Annotated in this window: 19 protein-coding genes; 9 read left to right on the top strand and 10 right to left on the bottom strand. The window is 71.8% G+C overall.

Annotated features, from left to right (window positions below; all coding sequences use genetic code 11):
* Nucleotides 1-4: 4 nt before the first annotated feature.
* The 3 genes from AB0M80_RS42570 to AB0M80_RS42560 form a co-directional block, all read right to left on the bottom strand.
* The gene (locus AB0M80_RS42570; protein ID WP_364576261.1) at nucleotides 5-1,495 is read right to left on the bottom strand and encodes a glycoside hydrolase family 28 protein; all 1,491 of its coding nucleotides are present in this window, start codon (nucleotides 1,493-1,495) and stop codon (nucleotides 5-7) included.
* A 194-nt stretch (nucleotides 1,496-1,689) separates the two neighbouring features.
* Nucleotides 1,690-2,877, bottom strand: coding sequence for an elongation factor Tu (tuf, locus tag AB0M80_RS42565; protein WP_364576240.1), 1,188 nt, complete (start codon nucleotides 2,875-2,877; stop codon nucleotides 1,690-1,692).
* A 236-nt stretch (nucleotides 2,878-3,113) separates the two neighbouring features.
* A complete protein-coding gene (locus tag AB0M80_RS42560) occupies nucleotides 3,114-3,683 on the bottom strand; it encodes an XRE family transcriptional regulator (RefSeq protein WP_364576239.1) in 570 nt (189 codons plus the stop codon).
* Between the two features lie 18 nt (nucleotides 3,684-3,701).
* Here AB0M80_RS42560 and AB0M80_RS42555 point away from each other — a divergent pair, with 18 nt between their 5' ends.
* Nucleotides 3,702-4,190, top strand: a complete 489-nt coding sequence (locus tag AB0M80_RS42555; protein ID WP_364576238.1) for an N-acetyltransferase family protein — start codon at nucleotides 3,702-3,704, stop codon at nucleotides 4,188-4,190.
* Here AB0M80_RS42555 and AB0M80_RS42550 read toward each other — a convergent pair.
* Nucleotides 4,187-4,774 (bottom strand): XRE family transcriptional regulator, encoded by a 588-nt coding sequence (locus AB0M80_RS42550; RefSeq protein WP_364576237.1) that lies wholly within the window; start codon nucleotides 4,772-4,774, stop codon nucleotides 4,187-4,189. The genes AB0M80_RS42555 and AB0M80_RS42550 overlap by 4 nt on opposite strands.
* Nucleotides 4,775-4,851: 77 nt before the next feature.
* On the opposite strand from AB0M80_RS42550, the gene AB0M80_RS42545 reads away from it, so the two are divergent.
* The 3 genes from AB0M80_RS42545 (at nucleotide 4,852) to AB0M80_RS42535 (ending at nucleotide 7,037) form a co-directional block, all read left to right on the top strand.
* On the top strand, nucleotides 4,852-5,793 hold the full coding sequence (locus tag AB0M80_RS42545; RefSeq protein WP_364576236.1) for an NAD(P)/FAD-dependent oxidoreductase: 942 nt from the start codon (nucleotides 4,852-4,854) through the stop codon (nucleotides 5,791-5,793).
* A gap of 40 nt (nucleotides 5,794-5,833) precedes the next feature.
* A complete protein-coding gene (locus AB0M80_RS42540) occupies nucleotides 5,834-6,289 on the top strand; it encodes a group II truncated hemoglobin (protein WP_364576235.1) in 456 nt (151 codons plus the stop codon).
* 160 nt (nucleotides 6,290-6,449) lie between these two features.
* A complete protein-coding gene (locus AB0M80_RS42535; protein ID WP_364576234.1) occupies nucleotides 6,450-7,037 on the top strand; it encodes a TIGR03086 family metal-binding protein in 588 nt (195 codons plus the stop codon).
* Here AB0M80_RS42535 and AB0M80_RS42530 read toward each other — a convergent pair.
* Nucleotides 6,988-7,881, bottom strand: a complete 894-nt coding sequence (locus AB0M80_RS42530) for an NAD-dependent protein deacetylase (RefSeq protein WP_364576233.1) — start codon at nucleotides 7,879-7,881, stop codon at nucleotides 6,988-6,990. The two genes, AB0M80_RS42535 and AB0M80_RS42530, sit on opposite strands and share 50 nt — an antisense overlap.
* A gap of 158 nt (nucleotides 7,882-8,039) precedes the next feature.
* Here AB0M80_RS42530 and AB0M80_RS42525 point away from each other — a divergent pair, with 158 nt between their 5' ends.
* Complete coding sequence (locus AB0M80_RS42525; RefSeq protein WP_364576232.1) at nucleotides 8,040-10,196, top strand: tetratricopeptide repeat protein; 2,157 nt, start codon at nucleotides 8,040-8,042, stop codon at nucleotides 10,194-10,196.
* A 2-nt stretch (nucleotides 10,197-10,198) separates the two neighbouring features.
* On the opposite strand, the gene AB0M80_RS42520 is transcribed toward AB0M80_RS42525, so the two are convergent.
* Nucleotides 10,199-11,290 carry a ThiF family adenylyltransferase gene (locus tag AB0M80_RS42520; RefSeq protein ID WP_364576231.1) on the bottom strand — a complete coding sequence of 364 codons (1,092 nt, stop codon included), beginning with the start codon at nucleotides 11,288-11,290 and terminating at the stop codon, nucleotides 10,199-10,201.
* 402 nt (nucleotides 11,291-11,692) lie between these two features.
* Here AB0M80_RS42520 and AB0M80_RS42515 point away from each other — a divergent pair, with 402 nt between their 5' ends.
* Nucleotides 11,693-14,725 carry a tetratricopeptide repeat protein gene (locus AB0M80_RS42515; protein ID WP_364576230.1) on the top strand — a complete coding sequence of 1,011 codons (3,033 nt, stop codon included), beginning with the start codon at nucleotides 11,693-11,695 and terminating at the stop codon, nucleotides 14,723-14,725.
* 470 nt (nucleotides 14,726-15,195) lie between these two features.
* On the opposite strand, the gene AB0M80_RS42510 is transcribed toward AB0M80_RS42515, so the two are convergent.
* Together AB0M80_RS42510 and AB0M80_RS42505 are read right to left on the bottom strand one after the other, a co-directional pair.
* Nucleotides 15,196-16,113 carry a DUF3800 domain-containing protein gene (locus AB0M80_RS42510; RefSeq protein ID WP_364576229.1) on the bottom strand — a complete coding sequence of 306 codons (918 nt, stop codon included), beginning with the start codon at nucleotides 16,111-16,113 and terminating at the stop codon, nucleotides 15,196-15,198.
* A 41-nt stretch (nucleotides 16,114-16,154) separates the two neighbouring features.
* Complete coding sequence (locus tag AB0M80_RS42505) at nucleotides 16,155-16,616, bottom strand: DUF3291 domain-containing protein (RefSeq protein WP_364576228.1); 462 nt, start codon at nucleotides 16,614-16,616, stop codon at nucleotides 16,155-16,157.
* Nucleotides 16,617-16,648: 32 nt separating this feature from the next.
* Between AB0M80_RS42505 and AB0M80_RS42500 the strand changes: the two genes are divergently transcribed.
* Both AB0M80_RS42500 and AB0M80_RS42495 read left to right on the top strand, forming a co-directional pair.
* Complete coding sequence (locus AB0M80_RS42500; protein ID WP_364576227.1) at nucleotides 16,649-17,671, top strand: alpha/beta hydrolase-fold protein; 1,023 nt, start codon at nucleotides 16,649-16,651, stop codon at nucleotides 17,669-17,671.
* Nucleotides 17,672-17,721: 50 nt separating this feature from the next.
* Nucleotides 17,722-18,588: an alpha/beta hydrolase gene (locus AB0M80_RS42495; RefSeq protein ID WP_364576226.1), complete on the top strand. Its 867-nt coding sequence runs from the start codon at nucleotides 17,722-17,724 to the stop codon at nucleotides 18,586-18,588.
* On the opposite strand, the gene AB0M80_RS42490 is transcribed toward AB0M80_RS42495, so the two are convergent.
* Complete coding sequence (locus AB0M80_RS42490; RefSeq protein WP_364576225.1) at nucleotides 18,546-18,887, bottom strand: DoxX family protein; 342 nt, start codon at nucleotides 18,885-18,887, stop codon at nucleotides 18,546-18,548. The genes AB0M80_RS42495 and AB0M80_RS42490 overlap by 43 nt on opposite strands.
* A 118-nt stretch (nucleotides 18,888-19,005) precedes the next feature.
* Nucleotides 19,006-19,569 (bottom strand): TetR/AcrR family transcriptional regulator, encoded by a 564-nt coding sequence (locus AB0M80_RS42485; protein ID WP_364576224.1) that lies wholly within the window; start codon nucleotides 19,567-19,569, stop codon nucleotides 19,006-19,008.
* A gap of 68 nt (nucleotides 19,570-19,637) precedes the next feature.
* Here AB0M80_RS42485 and AB0M80_RS42480 point away from each other — a divergent pair, with 68 nt between their 5' ends.
* On the top strand, nucleotides 19,638-20,591 hold the full coding sequence (locus tag AB0M80_RS42480; protein WP_364576223.1) for an alpha/beta hydrolase: 954 nt from the start codon (nucleotides 19,638-19,640) through the stop codon (nucleotides 20,589-20,591).
* The last annotated feature ends 160 nt before the right edge of the window (nucleotides 20,592-20,751 follow it).

Genomic DNA, 20,751 nt, shown 5'->3' with positions numbered 1-20,751 from the left:
CTCCCTACAGCTCCTGGTGATCCGCGTGGTCCACCCGGGCCTCCGGCACCGGGCGGCCGTCACTCACCCGGAAGTCGTCCACGCCGTCGAGCACGAACGTCGGCGTGCCCGCCACCTGGTCCGCGCGGCAGTGGTGCACGTCGGCGTCGGCCACGTCCCGCAGCACGTACGCCGGGCGCGTGTCCTGCCTGCCGAACCGCACGTCCACGTTGTCCCAGCTGATTCCGCGGGCGTGGCGGACGAAGAAGCCGTACGCCGGCAGCGTGCCGAACATCGACGGCTCCGGGTACGCGGTTTCCAGCTCCGGCGGGTTCTGCACCGCGTCGCCCGGCGTCAGGCCGCCCGCCAGGTGGTGGCGGATGTTGCTCAGCTTCACGTCCTCGATCGGGTGGCCCGGGATCCCGGCGAAGCACGACGGGTACCGGGGATCCGCGTCGTGGGTCGTGACGTCGCTGATGCTCACGCGGCGCAGGAACCCGACCGGGATCTCCGCCGGACCGCGCATCCGCGCGCCCAGCCGGAGGAACAGCGGCATCTGGACGTTGCGCATCGTGAGGTTGCTGATCGTGACGTCCTCCAGCCACCCGCCGTCGACCGTTTCCAGGGCCAGTCCGCGGCAGTGCTCGAAGACCACGTTGGAAATCGCGATGTTGCGGAAGCCGCCGTTGGACTCGGTGCCGAACTTGACGCGGCCCGTGCGGCCGTACCCCGCCGTCTTGAACGTGCCGCCGACGAGGGTGCCGAGGTCGTAGCCGCTGACGAAGCAGTTGTCGATGGTGACGTTTTCCGTGTCGCGCACCTGGTTCAGCGCGTACGTGCTCTTGAGCACGATGGCGTCGTCGTTCGGGGAGTTCACCGTCGTGTTGGCGATCCGCACGTTCTTGCAGCAGTCGATGTTGATGCCGTCGCGGTTGGTGTCGATCACCAGGCCGTCGACGCGGAAGTTGTCGACGCCGGTGGGGAGGATGCCGAAGTGCCCGCCGTTGACGATCGTGATGTCGCGGATCGCGACGTTGCGGCATAGCTTGAGCGCGATCGCCTTGTTCCCGTTGAGCGGCGCGGATTCCGCGCTGCCGCCGGCCACCAAGCCCTTGCCGTCGATCTTGCCGGGCCCCTCGATGGTGACGTTCTCGAGGTTCTCGCCCCAGATCAGGCTGTTGTGCCAGTGGCTGTGCCCGAAGTCCTGGTACGGGTTGCCCGCGCCCGGTTCGGCGGGGTCGTAGCCCTGGCCGCCGGCCGGGGCGGCGGCCAGGATCGTCGCGTTCGCGGCGAGGTACAGCGCGATGTTGCTCTTGAGGTGGATCGAATAGCTCGCGTAGGTCCCGGCCGGGAAGTAGACGGTTCCGCCGCGGGTGGCGGCCGCGTCGATCGCGCGGTTGATCGCGGCGGTGTCGATGGTGCGCCCGTCGCCCTTCGCACCGAACGTCGTGACGTCGAAGAAGCGGCCCGGCCGGCTTCCCAGTTCGTCGGCTGCGGCGGCCTGAGATCCGACCAATGGCAGCGCGGCACCCGCGGCTCCCCAGGCGACGGCACGGCGGCGGCTCAACGCTTTTCCCACAACATCTCCCTCATCTCGCAACGGCTGAAGCACTGCTTCCGACGGCGGATCGGGAATGCGACTCAAGCTAAAGGCAAAAGATCGGATGAGTCAAGCTCGTCCCCGCTCTCGGAGCGGGGACGAGCCCGACTTCAGTCCAGCACCTCGCGCACGGTGCCCGCGGCGACCGTCAGGCGGCCTTCGCGCATGGCGAACCCGAGACCCGGGCTCATCGCGACCGGCTGACCGAGCTCCACCGTCAGCGAAGCCGCCTCACCCGGCCGGACGACCGTGACGCCCTCGGCGAGGGCGACCACCCCGACGACGTCGCTGGTGCGGAAGTGGAACTGCGGCCGGTAGTTCGCCGCGAACGGTGTCCGCCTGCCCCCTTCGGCGGCCGACAGCACGTGGACGTCCGCGCGGAACCGCCGGTGCGGCCGGACGCTGCCGGGCAGGCAGACGACCTGGCCGCGCCGGACCTCGCCGCGCTTCACCCCGCGCAGCAGCACCGCGGCGTTGTCACCGGCCTCGGCGCGGTCCATCGGCTTGCCGAACGTCTCGAGCCCGGTGGCCACGCTGGTCACCGCCGGGCCGAGCCCGATCACCTCGACCGCGTCACCGACGGCCAAGGTGCCCTGCTCCACCGCGCCGGTCACGACGGTGCCGCGGCCGGTGATGGTCAGGACGTTCTCGATCGGCATCAGGAACGGCAGGTCGAGCCGGCGCGGCGGGATCGGGACGTGCTCGTCGACGGCGGCGAGCAGGTCGAGGATCCGCCCCGTCCACACCGGGTCGCCCTCGAGCGCCCGCAGCCCGGAGACCCGGACCACGGGGACGGCGTCGCCGTCGAAGCCGTAGCGGGTCAGCAGTTCGCGGACCTCGAGCTCGACCAGGTCGAGCAGGTCCTCGTCGTCGGCGAGGTCGGCCTTGTTCAGCGCGACGACGAGGTGCTCGACCCCGATCCGGCGGGCGAGCACGACGTGCTCCCGCGTCTGCGGCATCGCGCCGTCCTGCGCCGAAACCACAAGCACCGCGCCGTCCAGCTGGGCCGCGCCGGTGATCATGTTCTTGACGTAGTCGGCGTGGCCCGGCATGTCGACGTGCGCGTAGTGCCGGGTCGGCGTCTCGTACTCGACGTGCGCGATGTTGATCGTGATGCCGCGCTCGATCTCCTCCGGCGCGCGGTCGATGCGGTCGAAGGCGACGTAGCGGTTGGCCCCGCCCTGCTCGGCCAGGACCTTGGTGATCGCGGCGGTCAGGGTGGTCTTGCCGTGGTCGACGTGGCCCATCGTGCCGATGTTCAGGTGCGGCTTGGTCCGCACGTACGGTTGCTTGGTCATGACTTTTCCCTGCACTGGAACGAGAATGCGCGAAACCGGGCGGAGCGCGTCGACCCTCCCCCGGCGGTTTCGCGCCCAGGGCGGGGGAAATCGGGGAAGGGTCAGCTTCGAGCGCCGCTGGACAGGACCGGAAGCGGCCGTGCCGAAAGGGCGCTCGGCAGGGACAAGCCTGCGAGCGTCGCGCTATCGGACACGGGGAACATGCTCCGGAGGGTGTCACGCCTGCCGGTGCGGTGTCATCCGGTTTTCCGCGGCCGCATGATCAACGCCGCAACGTAGTACACACAAGGCTTCTCGGTGCGGTTCGCGTAGGAATGCGCGGCATCAGCGGGAAAGTACACCGAATCGCCCGCCGCCAGGACGTACGACGCCTCGCCGACGCCCAGGCACAGCTCACCCGACTCGACGGCGACGAACTCGTGGGAACCCGGTGCGTACGCCGGGAAACTGCCCGCGTCACAGCCGGGCGGCAGGGTCGTGCGGATCCATTCGAAGTTGACGCCGGGGACGACCGGCGTCAGGACCGTGCGGTGCCAGCCACCGGGTTCGGCGACGTGGTCCTGCTCCGCCGCGCGGCGGACGATCACCCGGTCGGTCTCCAGGTCGGCGAGCAGCCGGGAGAGGGACAGCCCGAGGCCGTCGGCGATCCGGGACAGGACCACGACCGTCGGCGTCTTCTCGCCGCGCTCGATGGCCGACAGCATGCTGACGCTGACCCCCGCTTCCTTCGCCAGGGCATTCAGCGCCAGCCCGCGACCGGTGCGCAGGTCGTGCAGGTGGCGGCCGAGCGTCACCGGATCAATCATTCCTCTATAATACCAGTCATGTCCACTATAGAGGAAGCGACCGAGGCGGACGCCGAAGGCATCGCGGCCGTCTTCGCGCCGTACGCCACCGGCTCCGTCGTCACGTTCGAAACCACGCCGCCGACCGCGGCCCAGTGGCGCGCGAAGATCCGCGACAGCATGTGGCCATTCCTCGTCCTCGCCGAAGAAGGCGAGGTCCTCGGGTACGCGCTGGCCACGCCGTGGCGGCCGAAGCCGGCGTACCGGTACGCGGTGGAGACGACGATCTACCTCGCCCCGGACGCCACCGGCCGCGGGTACGGGCGGCGCCTGCTCGACGAGCTGGTGAAGCGGTGCGGGGAAGCCGGTGCGCGGCAGGCGATCGCGGTCATCGTCGACTCCGGCAGCCCGGCGTCGCGAAACCTGCACCGCGCGGCGGGCTTCACCGACGCCGGGGTGCTGCGCCGCGTCGGCTTCAAGCACGACCGCTGGCTCGACACCCTCTTGATGCAGCGCGAACTCGGCTAACGGGACTTCGCCCGCAGGTGGAGCCGCTCCCCCTGCTTCCCGAACAGGCTGAGGATCTCCGCCGGCCGCCCGTCGACCGCGCCGAACCAGTGCGGCAACCGCGTGTCGAATTCCGCCGCTTCGCCCGGGCCCAGCGTCATGTCGCGATCGGCCAGGATCAGGCGCAGCCGTCCCGACAGGACGTACAGCCACTCGTAGCCCTCGTGGACCTGCGGGTCCGGCTCGCCCGTCTCCGGCTCCAGGATCATCTTGAACGCCTGGGGCGCGCCCGGCTGGCGGGTCAGCGGCAGCACCGTCATCGCGGCGCCGTTGTGGCGCGGGATGCGCCGCGCGGTCAGCCGGACGCGGGGGTCGCCGACCTCCGGGGCGCCGACCAGTTCGTCCAGCGGTACCTGGTGGGCCTGGGCGATCGGCAGCAGCAGCTCCAGGCTCGGCTTCCGCTGGCCGGATTCCAGCCGGGACAGCGTGCTCTTCGAGATGCCCGTCGCCGCCGACAGGTCGGCCAGCGTGACCCGCCGCTGCGTGCGGACCCGCTTGAGCCGGGGGCCGACCTCGGCCAGGGCCTGGGTGATCGCGTCCGTCATGCCTCCAGGAAACCCGCTTGTCCCGGAAACGGCAACATTAGTTGTCGGATTCGCCAAGCCGGGTTCATGGTGGCGGCATGAGCGAAAACAACAGCTTCGACGTACTGGTGGTGGGTGGCGGCGCCGCGGGACTCAGCGCCGCCCTGATGCTCGGCCGGGCGCGGCGGCGCGTCGCGGTCGTCGACGGCGGTGCCCCGCGCAACGCGCCGGCGTCGCACATGCACGGCTTCCTGTCCCGGGACGGCATGCCGCCGTCCGACCTGCTGAAGGCCGGCCGCGAAGAACTCGCCGGCTACGGCGTCGAGATCATCGAAGACAGCGTGACCCGGCTGGATCCGGGCTTCACGGCCCGGCTGGCGGGCGGCCGGGACCTGACCGCCCGGCGCGTCCTGGTCGCCACCGGCGTCCACGACGACCTGCCGGACCTGCCCGGCCTGCGGGAGAGCTGGGGCACCGACGCGGTGACCTGCCCGTACTGCCACGGCTACGAAGTGCGCGACCAGCCGCTCGGCGTGCTCGGCACCGGACCCGAGAGCGTCGAGCACGCCCTGCTGGTCCGCCAGTGGTCGCCGGACCTCGTGTACTTCGCGCACACCACGCCGGTGTCCGAAGAGGACCGTCAACGGCTGGACGCGCGCGGGATCCGCGTGGTCGACGGTGTCGTGACCGCCGTGCGGCGCGAAGACGGCCACCTCACCGGCGTCGAGCTCGGGGCCCGGTTCGTGCCGCGGACGGCGCTGTTCCTCCGCACCCGGACCGTCCCGCACGACGAACTGCTGCGCGGTCTCGGGTACGAGGAAGGCGACGTCGACCCGTCCGGGAAGACCGGCGTGCCCGGAGTGTGGGCCGCGGGCAACGTCATCGACGCACGGGCGACCGTGATCGTCGCCGCGGCCCAGGGCGCGGCCGCCGCCGGGGCGCTGAACCACGACCTCGTCACCGAGGACGTCCGGCGGGCGGTCGACGCGTTCGGCGGCTTCTCCCCCGCCGCCGAACGCGCGGCCGCCGGGGCGCGCTGACCCCCTGGCGTCCGGCGGTCCGGCGTGCCACGCTCGGCGGATGCGTCCGACGCTGTACGAATTCGCCGGCGGCGACTCCGCGTTCCGCGCGCTGGCCGCCGCCCACCACGAGCGCTGCCTGGCCGACCCGGAGCTGAACCACCCGTTCTCGCACCCCGGGCAGCACCCGCAGCACGTCGAGCGGCTCGCCTGGTACTGGGCCGAGGTCATGGGCGGGCCGCCGCGGTTCTCCGAGGAGTGCAGCGACCACTCGGCGATGCTCAGGATGCACGCCGGCAACGGCGACATCGGCGACCTCGGCCGCCGGTTCGTGGCCTGCTTCGTCCGGGCCGCGGACGACGCCGGCCTGCCCGCGGATCCGGAGTTCCGCGCCGCGCTGCGGTCCTACATGGAATGGGCGGTGGCCGAAGTGCTCGCCTACCCCGGGCCGCCCGGCGAAGTCCCCGCCGGGCTGGCCGTGCCCCGCTGGTCCTGGAACGGGTTGCAGCCGGTGTAACGACCGGCGCGGCCCCCGCGTCTTGCAGGCGACGACAGGCTGTGGAGGTCCGTCGCCAGAGCCGGTCCGGACGGGTTCCCCCCACCCGCCCGGACCGGCTCGTCCACGACGTCCGATATCCGCCGGCCCCGCCGCTGCGGACCGGGCCAGACTGGCCGCCATGCTCCTCGACCGCTTCCTCCGCGCCTCCCGGGGTTTCGAGCAGCACCTGCGCACGGTGCCGCCGGACGGCTGGGCCGCGCCGACGCCGTGCACCGAATGGGACGTGCGGGCACTGGTCAACCACATGACCCGCGGCAACCTCAACTACGTCGCGCTGCTGAGCGGGGCCACCCGGGAGGAATTCCTGGCCCAACGGGATGCCGACGCGCTCGGAGCCGACCCCGTCGCCGCGTTCACCGGCTCGGTCCGGGCCTGCGCGGACGCGTTCGCCGAGGCAGGCGCGCTGGACCGCGTCGTCGACTACCCGTTCGGCCGGCTCAGCGGACGGCAGGCCCTGGCCGTGCGCACGGCGGACAGCACGGTGCACACCTGGGACCTCGCCCGCGCGCTCGGCGCCGACGAGACCCTCGACCCGGGCCTGGCCGCGTGGATCGACGAGGACTACGACACCATCTTCGCCGGACTGGCGCTGGGCCCGCGGTTCTTCGCCGACCCGCCGCCCGCCGCGCCCGGCGCGTCCCCCCAGGACCGGCTGCTCACGCGGTTCGGCCGCGACCCTCGCCGAGCCGGCCGACCAGTTCGGTGAGCGCGGACCCCAGCGGCCGGTCGACCCGCACCGAGGCGTAGCGGTCACCGCGGGTCTCGCCGCGGTTGACGATCACCACCGCCTTGCCCGCGTTCGCCGCGTGGCGGACGAACCGGAGCCCGGACATCACCGTCAGGGACGAGCCGAGCACCAGCAGCGCCTCGGCGTCGTCGACCAGCCGGAAGCACTGCTCGACCCGCGGCCGCGGCACGTTTTCACCGAAGAACACGACGTCCGGCTTGAGGATGCCGGAGCAGGCCTCGCACGGCACCGGCCGGAAGCGGCGCACGACGTCGCCGGGCAGTTCGACGTCGCCGTCCGGGTTGATCCGGGTGGCCGCCCCCGTGAAGCCGGGGTTCGCGGCGCGCAGCCGCCGATCGAGGTCCGCGCGCGGGCTGGTGCGGCGGCAGTCCAGGCAGACGACCCGGTCCAGGCTGCCGTGCAGTTCGACCGCGTCCGCGGTGCCCGCCGCCTGGTGCAGGCCGTCGACGTTCTGCGTGATGACGCCCGAGACGTAACCGCGGTCGCGCAGGGCGGTCACGGCGCGGTGGCCGTCGTTGGGGTCGGCGCGGGCGATCGTGCGCCAGCCGAGGTGGCTGCGCGCCCAGTACCGCTGCCGCCCCTCGGCGCTGGTGACGAACTCGTCGTAGGTCATCGGCGTGTGCCGGCGCAGGCTGCCGCTTTCGCCGCGGTAGTCCGGGATCCCGGATTCGGTGGACAGCCCGGCCCCGCTGAGCACGGCGACCCGGCGCCGCGCGACGACGCCGGTCAGCTCGTCGAGGCCGGCCGTCCGCGGCAACGGCGCCTCCGCCGATGTCCAGGAGAGAGTGGGTCGGGTCCGCACCCAGCCAGGGTACGTCGGCCGGAAAGGATCACGGGCGAGCACGCCGATCCGCGCGTACGGGTGACGCTGAGCGTTGACCGTGTCACATTCCGCTCACCACCCGATGTTTTGCGGTACACCGGAAGTTCGACTGGTGGGCTGCGGGCTGGGGTACGGCGATGGTCGACGAACCGAAGCACGAGCACGGCACGAGCTCGGTGACGAACCAGCTGCCGGGCACCGTGGCCGGTTCCGTCGTGCAGGCGGGCACGATCCGCCAGGTCGTCCTGTCCCCGGTGGCGCCGCGGCAAGCGCTGCCGGTGCCCCGCCAGCTGCCTCCGGCGGTGCGTGACTTCGCCGGGCGGGACGACCAGCTCGCCCGGCTGGACGAGCTCCTGCTCGCCCACGACGGGAACCGCCCGGGTGCCATGGTGATCTCGGCGCTGGACGGCACCGCCGGGGTCGGGAAGACGGCACTGGCCGTGCAGTGGGCCCACCGGGTGGAACACCGCTTCACCGACGGCACGCTGTTCGCCGACCTGCGCGGCTACGGCCCGAGCGCCCCGGTGCGCCCGGACCTCGTGCTCGCGTCGTTCCTCCACGTCCTGGGCGTCGACGAGGACCGGATCCCCGCCGAGCTGGACGCCCAGGTCAGCGTGTACCGCTCGGTGCTCGCCGGCCGCCGGGTGCTGGTCCTGCTGGACAACGCCGGCACGGCCGAACAGGTCCGGCCCCTGCTGCCGGGGTCCCCCGGCTGCGTCGTGCTGGTCACCAGCCGGGCCAGCCTGACCGGGCTGCTCGTCGCCGAAGCCGCCACCCAGATCACCCTCGACCTGTTCACGCCGGACGAAGCCCGCTTGCTGCTCCGGAGGATCCTCGGGGCCGCGCGGCTCGCCGGCGAGCCCGATGCCGTCGCCGACCTCGTCGAGGTGTGCGCGCGGCTGCCCCTGGCGTTGCGGATCGCCGCCACCCGCATCGCCACCCGCCGCCACACCGGCGTCGGCGAGGTCGTGGCGGACATCGTCGGCGGCCAGGACAGGTTGGACGTGTTGAGCAGCAGCGGAGACGAGCGCAGTGCCGTGCGGAGCGTGTTCGACTGGTCGTACACGCGGCTCGCGGCGGAACACGCCGGCCTGTTCCGCCGGCTCGGCCTGCATCCCGGCGCCGAGTTCGGGGTGCCCGCCGCCGCGGCGGTCGCCGGGATCGACATCGCCACGGCGTACCGGTTGCTGGAGGCGCTGGCCGACGTGCACCTGATCGAATCCGTCGGTGGCAAGCGCTACCGGTTCCACGACCTGCTGCACGCCTACGCGGCGCACCGCGCCGAGCGGGACGACACCTCGGACGCCCGGCGCGAAGCCGCATCGCGGCTCTTCACCTGGTACGCGCGCACCGCTCGGGCCGCCGACCGGCTCGTCTTCCCCGGGCTGGAATCCCCGGACTTCGCACTGCCCCCGGCGGGACCCGAGCTGCCGCTCGCCGACCGCGCCCAGGCGCTCGCGTGGCTGAACACCGAGCAGGCGAACCTGCTGGCGGTGCTGCGCTCGGGCCCGGGGTACCGAGCCGCCGTCGTGCTGGCCGCAGCCGCCCGGTTCCTCAGTCGCCGGGAACGCGCCCAGTGGTCCGTGCGCCTCGAAGCCGAAACCCTCGGGCTCGGTGCGGCCCGCGCCGCCGGGGACCGGGCCGCGGAGGCGTTCCTGCTCGGGTTCCGGGGCGACACCCTCGCCGACTTGGGGCGCTGGGACGACGCGGAAGCCGACTTCGGCCGTCAGCTCGTCCTGGCGCGGGAACTCGACGACGCCGTCCGGCACGAGGTGGCCCTGGCCGGCTTGGGCCAGATCCGCTTCCTGCAACAGCGGTATGCCGAGGCGCGGGACTACTACCTCCAGGCCTTGCCGCTGGCCCGGCGGGCGGGCGGCGGACGTCCGGAAGCCGTCGTGGAGTGCAACCTCAGCCGGATCAGCGTCCGGCTGGGCGAGTTCGAGCAGGCCCGCGAGCACGCCGAACGAGAACTCGTGCTGCGCCGCGAGGGTGCCGACCGCGTCGGCGAGGCCTATGCCCTGCGCGACGTGGCCGTTGCGCTGCAAGGACTCGAGGCCCACGACACGGCGATCGAGTACGCCGGGCAAGCCATCGCGCGGTACCGGGCCCTCGCCGGCACCGAGGCTCTGCTCGCCGACGCACTCGAGACGGCGGCAGTCTCCCTCGAGCACACCGGAGCCGTCTCGCGCGCGGCGGAGTGCCTCGCGGAGGCCTGCGCACTCCTCGAGGATCTCGACGTGGAGCGCGCCGAAACCCTGCGCGCCCGGGTGCGGGACCTGACGTCCCGGCCGTGACGTCAACCGCAGGCCGGGCAGTCCGGCCTGGGTGACTCGGGGCCGAGCGCGAAGCTGTCTCGCAGGGTGACGAGGTTGAAGCCGAACTCGCGATTGGTCCGCAACGCGGGTGCCCCGGTGATGAGGCTCAGCGTGGCGTGCGCGGCCAGCTGGCCCGCGACGCCGGCGGACACGGCGTTGGCCGCGTGGGGCCGGGCCTTCCCGGCCGAGGCCGAGAAGGTCCGCGGCGGCAGCCCGGCACGACGTTCCCGCTCGGCCGCGCGGGCGCAGTCGTAGCACGGACCGGCGCCGGGCCGGTACAACCCGCAGCTGACCTGGGGTCCGTGGTAGCCGGCGTGCACCCACGCCGTCCCGGTCGCCTCGCATGCCTGGTTCGCCCAGGAGCGGATCTCCGGCGGCTCGTCCGCGGCCAGCAGGACCACGTCGAAGCCGGTCGCCAGCGTCCGCAGCACCGCGGGGCCGTCGACGAGGAGCCGCGCGCCGGTGACCCGGACCTCGGAGTTGTGCGCGCGCAGCCGCCCGACGGCGGCCTCTGCTTTGGGGCGGCCGAGGTCTCGTTCGGTGAACAGGATCTGGCGGTTGAGGTTGGAGAGCTCGACGACGTCGGGCTCGACGCAGTGCACGTGCCCGACCCCGGACACGACCAAGGTCTGGGCGGCGGTGCAGCCGACGCCGCCGACGCCGATCACCACGACCCGGGCCCCGCGCAACAGCAGCTGCGTGTCCCAGCTCGTGCGGCGCGGCGTCCGATCCATCCAGCGGAACAGAACTTTGCTGCGCCCGTAGCGTTCCCGCTCGGCGGGGCTCAGCCCGCCGGGGTCCGGCTCACCGGCGTCTTCGACGTACCCGGCCTCGACCAGGTCGCCGACAGCCGCCCGGACGTCGGCGTCGGTCTTCGCCGGGTGGAGGTGGACCAGGTCGGCGACGACCTGGTCCGTGCTCCTCGAACCATCGAGCAGCTCCAGCAACGCCCACACCCACCCATCGGGGTCCGGGATGTCGGCGGCGATGCCGCGGACGATGCCCCCGATCCGGACGCGATCGCCACCGTGACGGACCGGGAGGTGTTCGGGTTTGATCCTGGGGCGCCGCATGATCGCTCCTCTTCGTCGTCGCTAGCTTCCCTGCGTCGGGTGGCTGAAGGTCGATTCACGTTCCACTTCAATGAATTCGATCATGGATTCGCACCTCCTTTCCGGCCTGCGCACGGAGAACCGCGAACTTCGTCGGAATGCAGCACCGCAAGGGCCTCGACGGACAGGTGGATGCCGACATTCGCGCTCCGCTCGGTCGGTGCTCGACTGGACACCCGAAGCATGGAACCGGCCAGGGTCAAGGACATGTCGACGGCGCGGTCAAACCCGCAACACAGCCCGGTCGAACGTGACAAATCAATGTCAGCACAGGTCAGAGCGGTGGCGCGGGCGCGCGGAAGAATGCGAGACTCGAAATCGGCGAGGAAGATCAGCGATCCCAGGAGGGGGGATAGCTGGCGGATGGAGATCGCTTTCGGAATTCTCGGGCAGACTACCATGCGAATGCACGGTCGTTTGACCGCCGGCTGGGGTCCGCCCAAGCTGCGCAAGGTGCTGGCCGCGTTGCTCACAAATCCCCAGGCGCGCATGGGGACGGCCACACTGACGGAGTGGGTCTGGTCGGTCGACGAGCCGGAGCCGAACGATCCGGTTTCCACGTTCCGCACCTACTCCGGGCGCATCGGCAAGGCGATGCGCGAAGCAGATGTCCCCGCGACAATCCGCACGATCGACGGCGCGTTGCACCTCGAGGTCGAACGATCGGCGATCGACTATTTCGCCTTCGAAACGCTGATCGAAACGGCTCGGCGGCACAGCAAGGAAAAAAACCACGAGGCGGCCTGTGAGGTGGCCACGGCCTCCCTCGCTCTCTGGCAGGGACAGCCGCTCGCGGACCTGACATCGCAGCCCGCACGAACCTGGCGATATTCGGCGGTGCACAACGCCTGGCTACCGGCGAACCAGCTGCTGCTGGGCGAGCTGATCGCGCTCGGACGCTTCGAGGCCGCACTGCAGAAACTCGACGCGCTCCAGCGCGAACACCGGACCGACGTCGGGCTGGCCCGGCGGCGTCTGCACGTGCTGCGCGAGCTCGATCGAACGGACGACATGGGTGCGTACCACATTTCCGTCCGCAAGCTGCTCCTCGCCGACGACGACCAAGCCGCGGCCGCCGACCTCCTCGAGTACTACAACTCGTTGATCTCGAGCACGACTTCCTCATCGTCGCGACGCGGAGCGCGGAGCGCGGCCGAACGGCTGGCCTCGCTCCCCCGCCCCCGGCCGCCCTCGGACTCGCCACCCACCCTGCTGCCGGCCTTGGCGCCCCGGGGCCGGTCGCTGCTGCCGCCGGCCGCGACCGACTTCGTCGGGCATCACGACCTCCAGAAGGCGCTCGACGGCCTGGCCCGCACGGCCGACGGGCGGTTCCGGCCCGGCGTGATCGTCCTGGACGGCTTGGCGGGCATCGGGAAGACCGCGCTTGCGGTGCAGTGGGCCCACCGGCAGTACGGCACGCTGGTCGACACGGCGTTGTACCTCGACCTGCACGGCTTCGACGGCGGGCGTCCCGTCAAGGCCGAAGATGTGGTCGACGAGCTCCTCGACGCCTTCGACGTGCCCATCGCCCGCCTGGTCACCCGCGCCCGGCGGGAAGCGAAACTGCGCGAGATCCTTGCGCAGAACCGCACGCTGGTCGTGCTCGACAACGCGGCGAACTCGGCGCACGTGCTGCCGTTGCTGTTCACGCTGTCACCGAGTCTGCTGCTCGTCACGAGCCGACAGGGCCTCACGGCGCTGGCGAGCCGTCACCGGGCGCGGCGCTGCTCGGTCACCCCGCTCAACGAGCCGCACGCCGTCGAGGTCCTGACCAACCGCGTCGGCCCCACCGGGGCCGCCGAACAGGAACCGCTCGCGCGGATCACCGCGTTGTGCGGCGGCGTTCCCCTGGCACTGCAGCTGGTCGCCCACCACATCGAAAGCCGCCGCGGAACCGCGCTGACCGAGTTCGCCGACGAACTCCGCGACCAGAGCAGGCTGCTGGACATCGGAGACGACGGAGACGATCCGCCGGCCAACATGCGGGCCGCGCTTTTGGTCACCTACAACGCCCTTCCCCCGGAAGCCCGCAACCTGCTCCGGCTGATCGGCCTTTCCCCGGCGCCGGAATTGACATTGCCCGCCGCCGCCGCGTTGGCGGGCCTGCCGGCGAAAGAGGTGCAGCACGCGCTCGACGTACTCGTCAGCACCCACTTCCTCACCCACACGGGCACCCGTGGCCGCTATCGGATCCATGATCTGCTCCGGACTTTCGCCCGCGAGCTCGCCGAAGCGGCTGAATACGCCGACGCCCGGGAAGACGCCGAGCGCCGGCTGCTGTCGTTCTACTTGCACGCCGGCTACAACGCCGACCGCCTGCTGTTCCCGTTCCGGCCGGCGGTCCCGATGCTTCCGGCCGTGCCCGGCGTTCCTTCGATCGAATTCGCTTCCGAAAGCGCCGCCGCAACCTGGCTGCTGAACGAGAAGAACAACTTCGACAGACTCATCCCCTGGGCCGCACAACGGAATCACCATGAATATTCCTGGCGGCTTCCTCACCCGCTGTACGGCATTTACCGCAGGTATGGTTTCTACGGCGAATTGCGTGACGCCTACTGCGTGTCGATTTCATCGACCCAAGCCGTAAACAACCTTGAAGCAGAGGGCGCTTCTCGAAGTGACCTCGGATCGATCAGCCTTGCTTTGGGCGACCGGGATGCCGCCTTGCGGGAATTCCACCTTGCCGCCGCTATCGCCCAGCAGACGCGCAGCGCAGTCTGGATAGCCACCTCCCTTTTGCACCTGGGAACCTACGAAGCCCAGATCGGCAACTCGGCCGCTGCCGAAAGCTTGTATCGACGCGCATTGGACCAACTGCAAGAAACCCGCAACGAAGGCACCGAATCGGCCATCCTCCACCGGCTGGCGGAAACCTTGCGCGATCGCGGGCGGCACGACGGGGCCCTTGCGCTGTATCGCCAAGCCTTGGCCTTGAAGAAGAGCATCGGCAACCGCCACGGCGAAGCCGAGATACTGGCCGAGACGGCAGCCACGTTGTGCAAGCAGGGAAACTACGACGAAGCACAGCGGTACGGCCTTCGCTCCCTGGCCATCATCGAGCAGATCAACGACGTCGAAGCAGGTCCACGTGCTTGCTTCGTCATGGCCGAGGTCAACTACCGGCAGGCGCGGCACACGGCGGCGATCGGCTACGCGCGTCAAGCGGTGCGGCTGGCCATGCGCAACCACAACGCCACCGTGGAAGCCGACGCACTCCACACCCTCGGCCACGCATTGCACGAAACAGGGCGCCTCGCCGCCGCCGAGGAAGGCTGGCTCACCGCGGCGGCCATTTACGACGACCTGGGTAACCGCGAACGCGGACAGCACCTCCGAGAGGATCTCGCCGTTCTCGCGGGAGTCCCCACGGCGGGGATCGAGAATACTCGTCAGTAATGTGAGACCTACTCGCGTTCTCACACGATATGGTGACACGTCGATGTTTACCCGCCAGTAGGTATGACCCTTTAGGGCGGCGCGAACCCCACGGAAGTTGCCGTGAGTCGAACGGGACCACTGCGGGTAGAGACCCCACGGAGAACACGTCCGCAAGATCGGCTAGGGTGTGGCGCAACCGACAGCAGAAGACGACACACTTCACTATCGGGTGAAAACCTGATAGGAGGCTGTCTACAGAACAAGAAGGCATTCCCAGATCATGACAAATCGGTTGATCGTCGTTCTTGCGCTGGCGTTTGCGCTGGTATTCACCTCTGCGGTCGCGGTTGGCCCGCAATACTGGAATCCCGACAAAATCGCCTCGAATACGGTAGAGAACGCTACCGCGTAACCTGCCTGGTCGAACTGCGACGGGTGGGACAGCGACGACGAACCGTCCTGTCCCACCCGTCGGCGCACCCAGGCGATCACCGGCCGGGCCCGTCCCAAACCGAGTCTTCGTCCACGAACGACCGCAGCAGGGTGCTCAACCCGGGATCCCCACGTCCGTTCAGCTCGTCGGAGGCGATGCGGCGGGCCACGCCCGCCAGGAAGTCGGCGATCTGGACCCGCGCGTCGGTCCGGGAGTCGACGAAACGCACGCCCGCCAGGCGGTGGCCGAGAGTCGCCTTGAGCTGGAGCACGCGCTCGGGTGTGAGGGCCAGCTGCTCGTCGTGGACCACGGCGACCGGGGTGCCGGCGGTGCTCCAGTGCCGGACCGTGTGGATCACCGCGGGCACCAGCGGGTCGAGCACCGGTACCAGGCCCGGGTCGCTCGCCAGCCGTTCCCGGTAGGCGGCCACGCGGTCGGCGCCGTCGAGGAACAGGCCGACGAGTTCGCCGGCTTCGCCCGGGACGCGCGCGAGTTCGCCGACCAGCGCGAAGAACTCCTCCGGCGACGTCGTCACGCCACGGCGGGGTTTCAGCCGCAGCACGCTGGTGAACGCCGTCAGGAAGTACTCCCAGCGGGCGGCGCCGAAGGCAGCCGGGCCGGCGCGGTGGAGGGCACGGGCCATCGCGTCCGTGCCGTCCTCGGCCAGCAGGGTGACCGCCGCCCGCACGGCGAAGAACGTCTTGTCCGTCAGGTGCACGTGCCCACGGCCGGCGAGCGGGCCGTCCGGGGCGAGCAGCCATTCGAGCACCCGGCGGTGCTTGGCGCGCAGCAGGTGGTTGGCCTTGTACTCCTCGGCGGGCGAGCCGATCCGCGCGCGGATCTCCCGCACGCACGCGGCCGCCGCGGGCCAGGACATCCGGACGCCGGCGTGGGCGAAGACGTCCGTCTCGCCGCCGAGCAGGTTCTCGCCCTCCGAGCCCGATTCGTCGCAGGCGATCTCGACCGGGCGCACCCCCCGATCGTGCCAGAGGAGCCCGGGCGGCGGCGACCGGATTACCGGCCGCGGCGCAGCGGGCGCCCGTCCGCGCCGAACTGGCGCAACAACGAGAACGCCTGCGGGGACGGCCCGTGGGCTCGCAGGTACCGCAGCCGCGCCAGGGCCGGCTCGACGCCGGGGCGGTCGCCGTCCCGCACCCACCACAGGGCCGTCGACGGCTGGGGCGTCCGCGCGAACCACCGGCGGCGGCGCAGCAGGGCCTGGCCGTGCGCGCTGCGGTAGACGAACTCGTGCAGGCTGCGGTAGTCGCGCCACACCGAGACGTTGACGACCAGGCCGGCGCCACCGTCCGCCGCGACGACCGCGTGCCCGGACCCCGCGCCCAGCCGCCAGACGAACCCGGGCGAGGTCTCGGCCAGCCGCGCGACGGCGTCGAAGGCGCCGGCGAACCCGGCCATGAGCGGGTTGTCCAGCGGCGCGCGCGGCACCGCGACGTTCACCTGAGCCAGCTCGGCCACCGCGTCAGCGTAGACCGTGGTTGACTGGCCGCATGCTGCCCTGGGACGGCGAACTCGCCGGCCGGCTCGACCGGCACACCCTGCACTCCGCCCTGCTGCGGGACAATCCGCTCGGTGACCCGCACGAACGGCCGCTGTGGGTCTACGTCCCGCCCGGCTACGACGACGGCGACGAGCGGTACCCGGCGGTGTACGTCATCCAGGGCTACACCGGGCACCTGACGATGTGGGCCAACCGGACACCGTTCCGGCAGCCGTTCGTGGAGACCGCCGACGCCGTCTTCGCCGACGGCGCGCCGGGGTGTGTCGTGGTGTACGTCGACGCGTGGACCGCGTACGGCGGCTCGCAGTTCGTCGATTCGCCGGGCACCGGCCGGTACCACTCCTACCTGTGCGACGAGGTCGTGCCGTGGGTCGACGAGCACTACCGGACGCTGCCGGACCGCGCATCCCGCGCGATCGCCGGCAAGTCGTCGGGCGGGTTCGGCGCGATGATCACCCCGATGCTGCGACCCGACCTGTTCGGTGCGCTGGCGACGCACGCGGGCGACTCGCTGTACGAGCTGTGCTACGTCCCCGACTTCGGCAAGGCGGTCCGCGCGCTGCGCGAGTACGACCAGGACGTCCAGGCGTGGTGGGCCGGCTTCCGGAGCCGTCCGGCCTTCACCAAGCCCGAAGACGCGACCCTGCTGATGATCCTCGGCGTTTCGGCGTGCTTCTCCGCGCGGGAGGACGGGACGCCGGAGCTGCCGTTCGACCCGCTGACCGGGGCGCTGCGGCCGCAGCTGTGGCAGCGCTGGCTGGACTGGGACCCGGTCCGGATGGTGGCGGGGCACGCGGAGGCGGTCCGGTCGCTGCGCGCGGTGTGGATCGACGCGGGCACGAGCGACGAGTGGTTCCTCGACCTCGGCGCGGAGGCGTTCCGGGCCGAGGTGGCCCGGGCGGGCCTGCCGGACGACCGCGTCCACTTCGAACTGTTCGACGCCGGCCACGGCGGGATCGACTACCGGTACCCGCTTTCGCTGGCCTGGCTGGCGGAGCGGCTGGCCCGCTGACCACGGCCGGGTGGTCACCCGGCCGCCCCGGCGCTCGCTAGGCTCGGCCGATGGTCACCGAGACCGAACTGACCCTGCCCGGTGGGCGTTCCCTGCACGTTTACGACACCGGCGCGCCCGCGCGGCTCACCGTCTTCTGGCACCACGGAACGCCCAACACCGGTGCGCCGCCCGGGCCGCTGCTGCCGCTCGCCCGGGAACTCGGGGTGCGGTTCGTGTCCTACGACCGGCCCGGTTACCGCGCCTCCACCCCGCTGCCGGGGCGGACCACCGGGAACGCCGCCGAGTGCGTGGCCGCGGTCGCCGACGCGCTCGGGATCGGCGAGTTCGCCCTGATGGGACACTCCGGCGGCAGCTCGCACGCCCTCGCCTGTGCCGCCCTGCTGCCGGAGCGGGTCGTCGCCGTCGCCGCGCTCGCCGCGGTCGCACCGTTCGACGCCGAGGGGCTCGACTGGTTCGGTGGCATGGCCGCCGCGAGCGCCGCCTCGCTGCGTGCCGCCACCGGAGGCCGGGCCGCCAAGGAAAAGCACGAGGCCGCCGCCGAGTTCGATCCGGACGTCTTCACCACCGCCGACCTGGCCGCGCTCACCGGGTCGTGGTCGTGGCTGGACGACGTCGTCCGCGCGGCGCTCGCGGCCGGACCCGGCGGGCTGATCGACGACGACCTGGCCTACGTCACGCCGTGGGGCGCCGACCCCGCGCGGATCACCGCGCCCGTCCTGCTGGTGCACGGCGAGCAGGACCGGATGATCCCCGCCACGCACAGCGCGTGGCTCGCCGCGCGGTGCCCGGACGCGCAGTACCGGCCCACAGCCGGCGACGGGCACCTGTCCGTGCTGCGCCACGCCGCCGACGCCCTCACCTGGCTCGCCGATCAGGGCACCAGGACCAGTGCGGTGACCACCGGCGCCAGGTAGAGCACCGGATACGCCAGGTGCGCGTACGACCGCGCCCGGGCCACGGTGACGAGGGCGCCGGTGAAGTACAGGATCAGGCCGATCGCCGCGGCAATGCCGATGGGCGGCCAGAAGAGCCCGGCGATCAGCCCCAGCGCGCCGGCCGCCTTGGCCGTGCCCAGCCACGGCCACCACGACGCGGGCACGCCGTACTCGGTGATCGGCTCCACGACCCACTTCGCGCGGGCGAACATCGAGACGGCCGAGAAACCGACCCAAGCCGCGGCGGCGATGGTGACGATCAGGTGAGCGGTGGACATCGGAACTCCTCGCGGGCTGCGCGGACGCCCGGGTCCGGGGTCCGTCACCCCCACGACTCCGCGGGCCGGGCCGATGTGACAGCCGTGTTTGTGACGGCGGTCACTGCCCTGCGAATGGTCACTGCCCCGCGAAGTGCGGCAGGACCAGCTCGACCAGTGCGGTGACGTCGGCGTCGGCCATCGGCTCGCCGGTCATGCCCATCCGGTGCAGCAGCGTGCCGACCACGACGTCGATGAAGAACAGGACCCGGTGCTCCGGCTCGCCGAGCGCGTCCTGGAGCGCCAGCCGATACGGATCCTGCAGCCGGGAAGACAGGACCTCCCGCAGGGCCGGATCGCTGACGGCGTCGCTGAACACGCCGGCGAACGCGTCGCCCACCCCGGGTTCGCCGATCTTCGCCGCGACCCAGCGGATGGCCGAGGCCATGATCCCGGCCCGGCTCCCGGCCGCCAGCGGTACCGGGCCGAACGCGTCCAGGAGGCAGTCCACGATCAGCTCGCCCTTGGACGGCCAGCGCCGGTAGATCGTCGTCTTGGCGACCCCGGCCGCCGCGGCGATGCGGTCGACGGTGGCGCGCGCGTAGCCGAGTTCGTGGACCGTGCGCAGCGTCGCGGCGAACACCGCGGCGTGGACACCGGCGCGGGGACGGCCCGGCGGCCGGGCGGAAGGGGGCGAAGCCATGGCGCCACGGTACCGGTTTTCGCTACCGTAGGTTTCGATACCTCAGGTTTCGAAACCAGGGAGCGAACATGACCGAAGGAACGACCGCACAACGTCCACCGGAGCCGGACTGGCTCGCGATGACGACCGAGCAGCTGCTCGCCTACCGCGACGCGGAGAACCGCTTCCGGGCGTCCGACGCCGTGCGGGCGATCACCGGGGAGCCGGACCCGGACGCTGTGATCGAGTGGCGGAACCTGGCGCTGCCCGGCCGCGAACTGCCGGTCCGGGTGCACCGGCCGGCCGGGCGGGCCGACACCGCGCTGCCGCTGGTGGTCCACGTCCACGGCGGCGGGTTCGTGGGCACGGCGGTGCAGAGCGACTGGGTCACCAGCCACCTCGCCGTGCGGCTGCCCGCGGTCGTCGTCTCGGTCGAACACCGCCTCCTCGCCCCGGGCCACCCGCTCGCGGACGCCGTCGACGACGGCTGGGACACCCTCCGGCACCTGGTAGGGGACGCCGGTCCGTGGGGCATCGACCCGGCGCGGGCCGCCGTCTTCGGCGAGAGCTGCGGCGGGCTGATCAGCGCACTGGCGGCGATCCGGGCCCGGGAGGCCGGCCTGCCCCTGCGGGCCCAGGTGCTGGTCAACCCGGCGGTCGAGGTGACCCCGACGATGTTCGACCACGCCTCGGTCACCGAGTACGCCCACACCCCCACCCTCGGCCTGCCGGTGCTGCAGCTGTTCCGGCGGCTCGCCGTTCCGCCGGGCACCGACGCCCACGGGCTTTCCCCGCTGCACGCCGGCAACCTGGGCGGGTTGGCCCCGGCGCTCGTGGTGGTCCCGACCCACGACCCGGTGGCCGATCACGGCCGCCGCTACGCCGAGCGGCTCGCAGCGGCGGGCACCCCGGTGCGGCTCACCGAATACCCCGGCGCGGGGCACGCCTTCCTCAGCACGCCGGGCCTGGCGCCGCAGGCCGAGGCCGCGCGGGCGGAGATCCTCGAGTTCCTCCGGACCTCCCTCGCCGCGGACCGGACATGAGGCCGTCGACCGGGGAGGAGATCGACGGCCTCGACTCGATCCCGCCCCGGCTGAGCAGGAAGGTGCGCTTCACTGGTCCCCGGGACCAGTGAACGGCGGTGCCGTGCCGGTCCGGCACAGCGGAAGAGCGTCGCGTAGCGAAAGAGAGAAAGGGTCTCGG

Origin of the sequence: Amycolatopsis sp. NPDC051045 (genome assembly GCF_040682955.1) — a bacterium.
Classification (GTDB): Bacteria; Actinomycetota; Actinomycetes; order Mycobacteriales; family Pseudonocardiaceae; genus Amycolatopsis.
The sequence above is the reverse complement of the archived record's forward strand: the minus strand, read 5'-3'. Positions and strand labels throughout refer to the sequence as shown.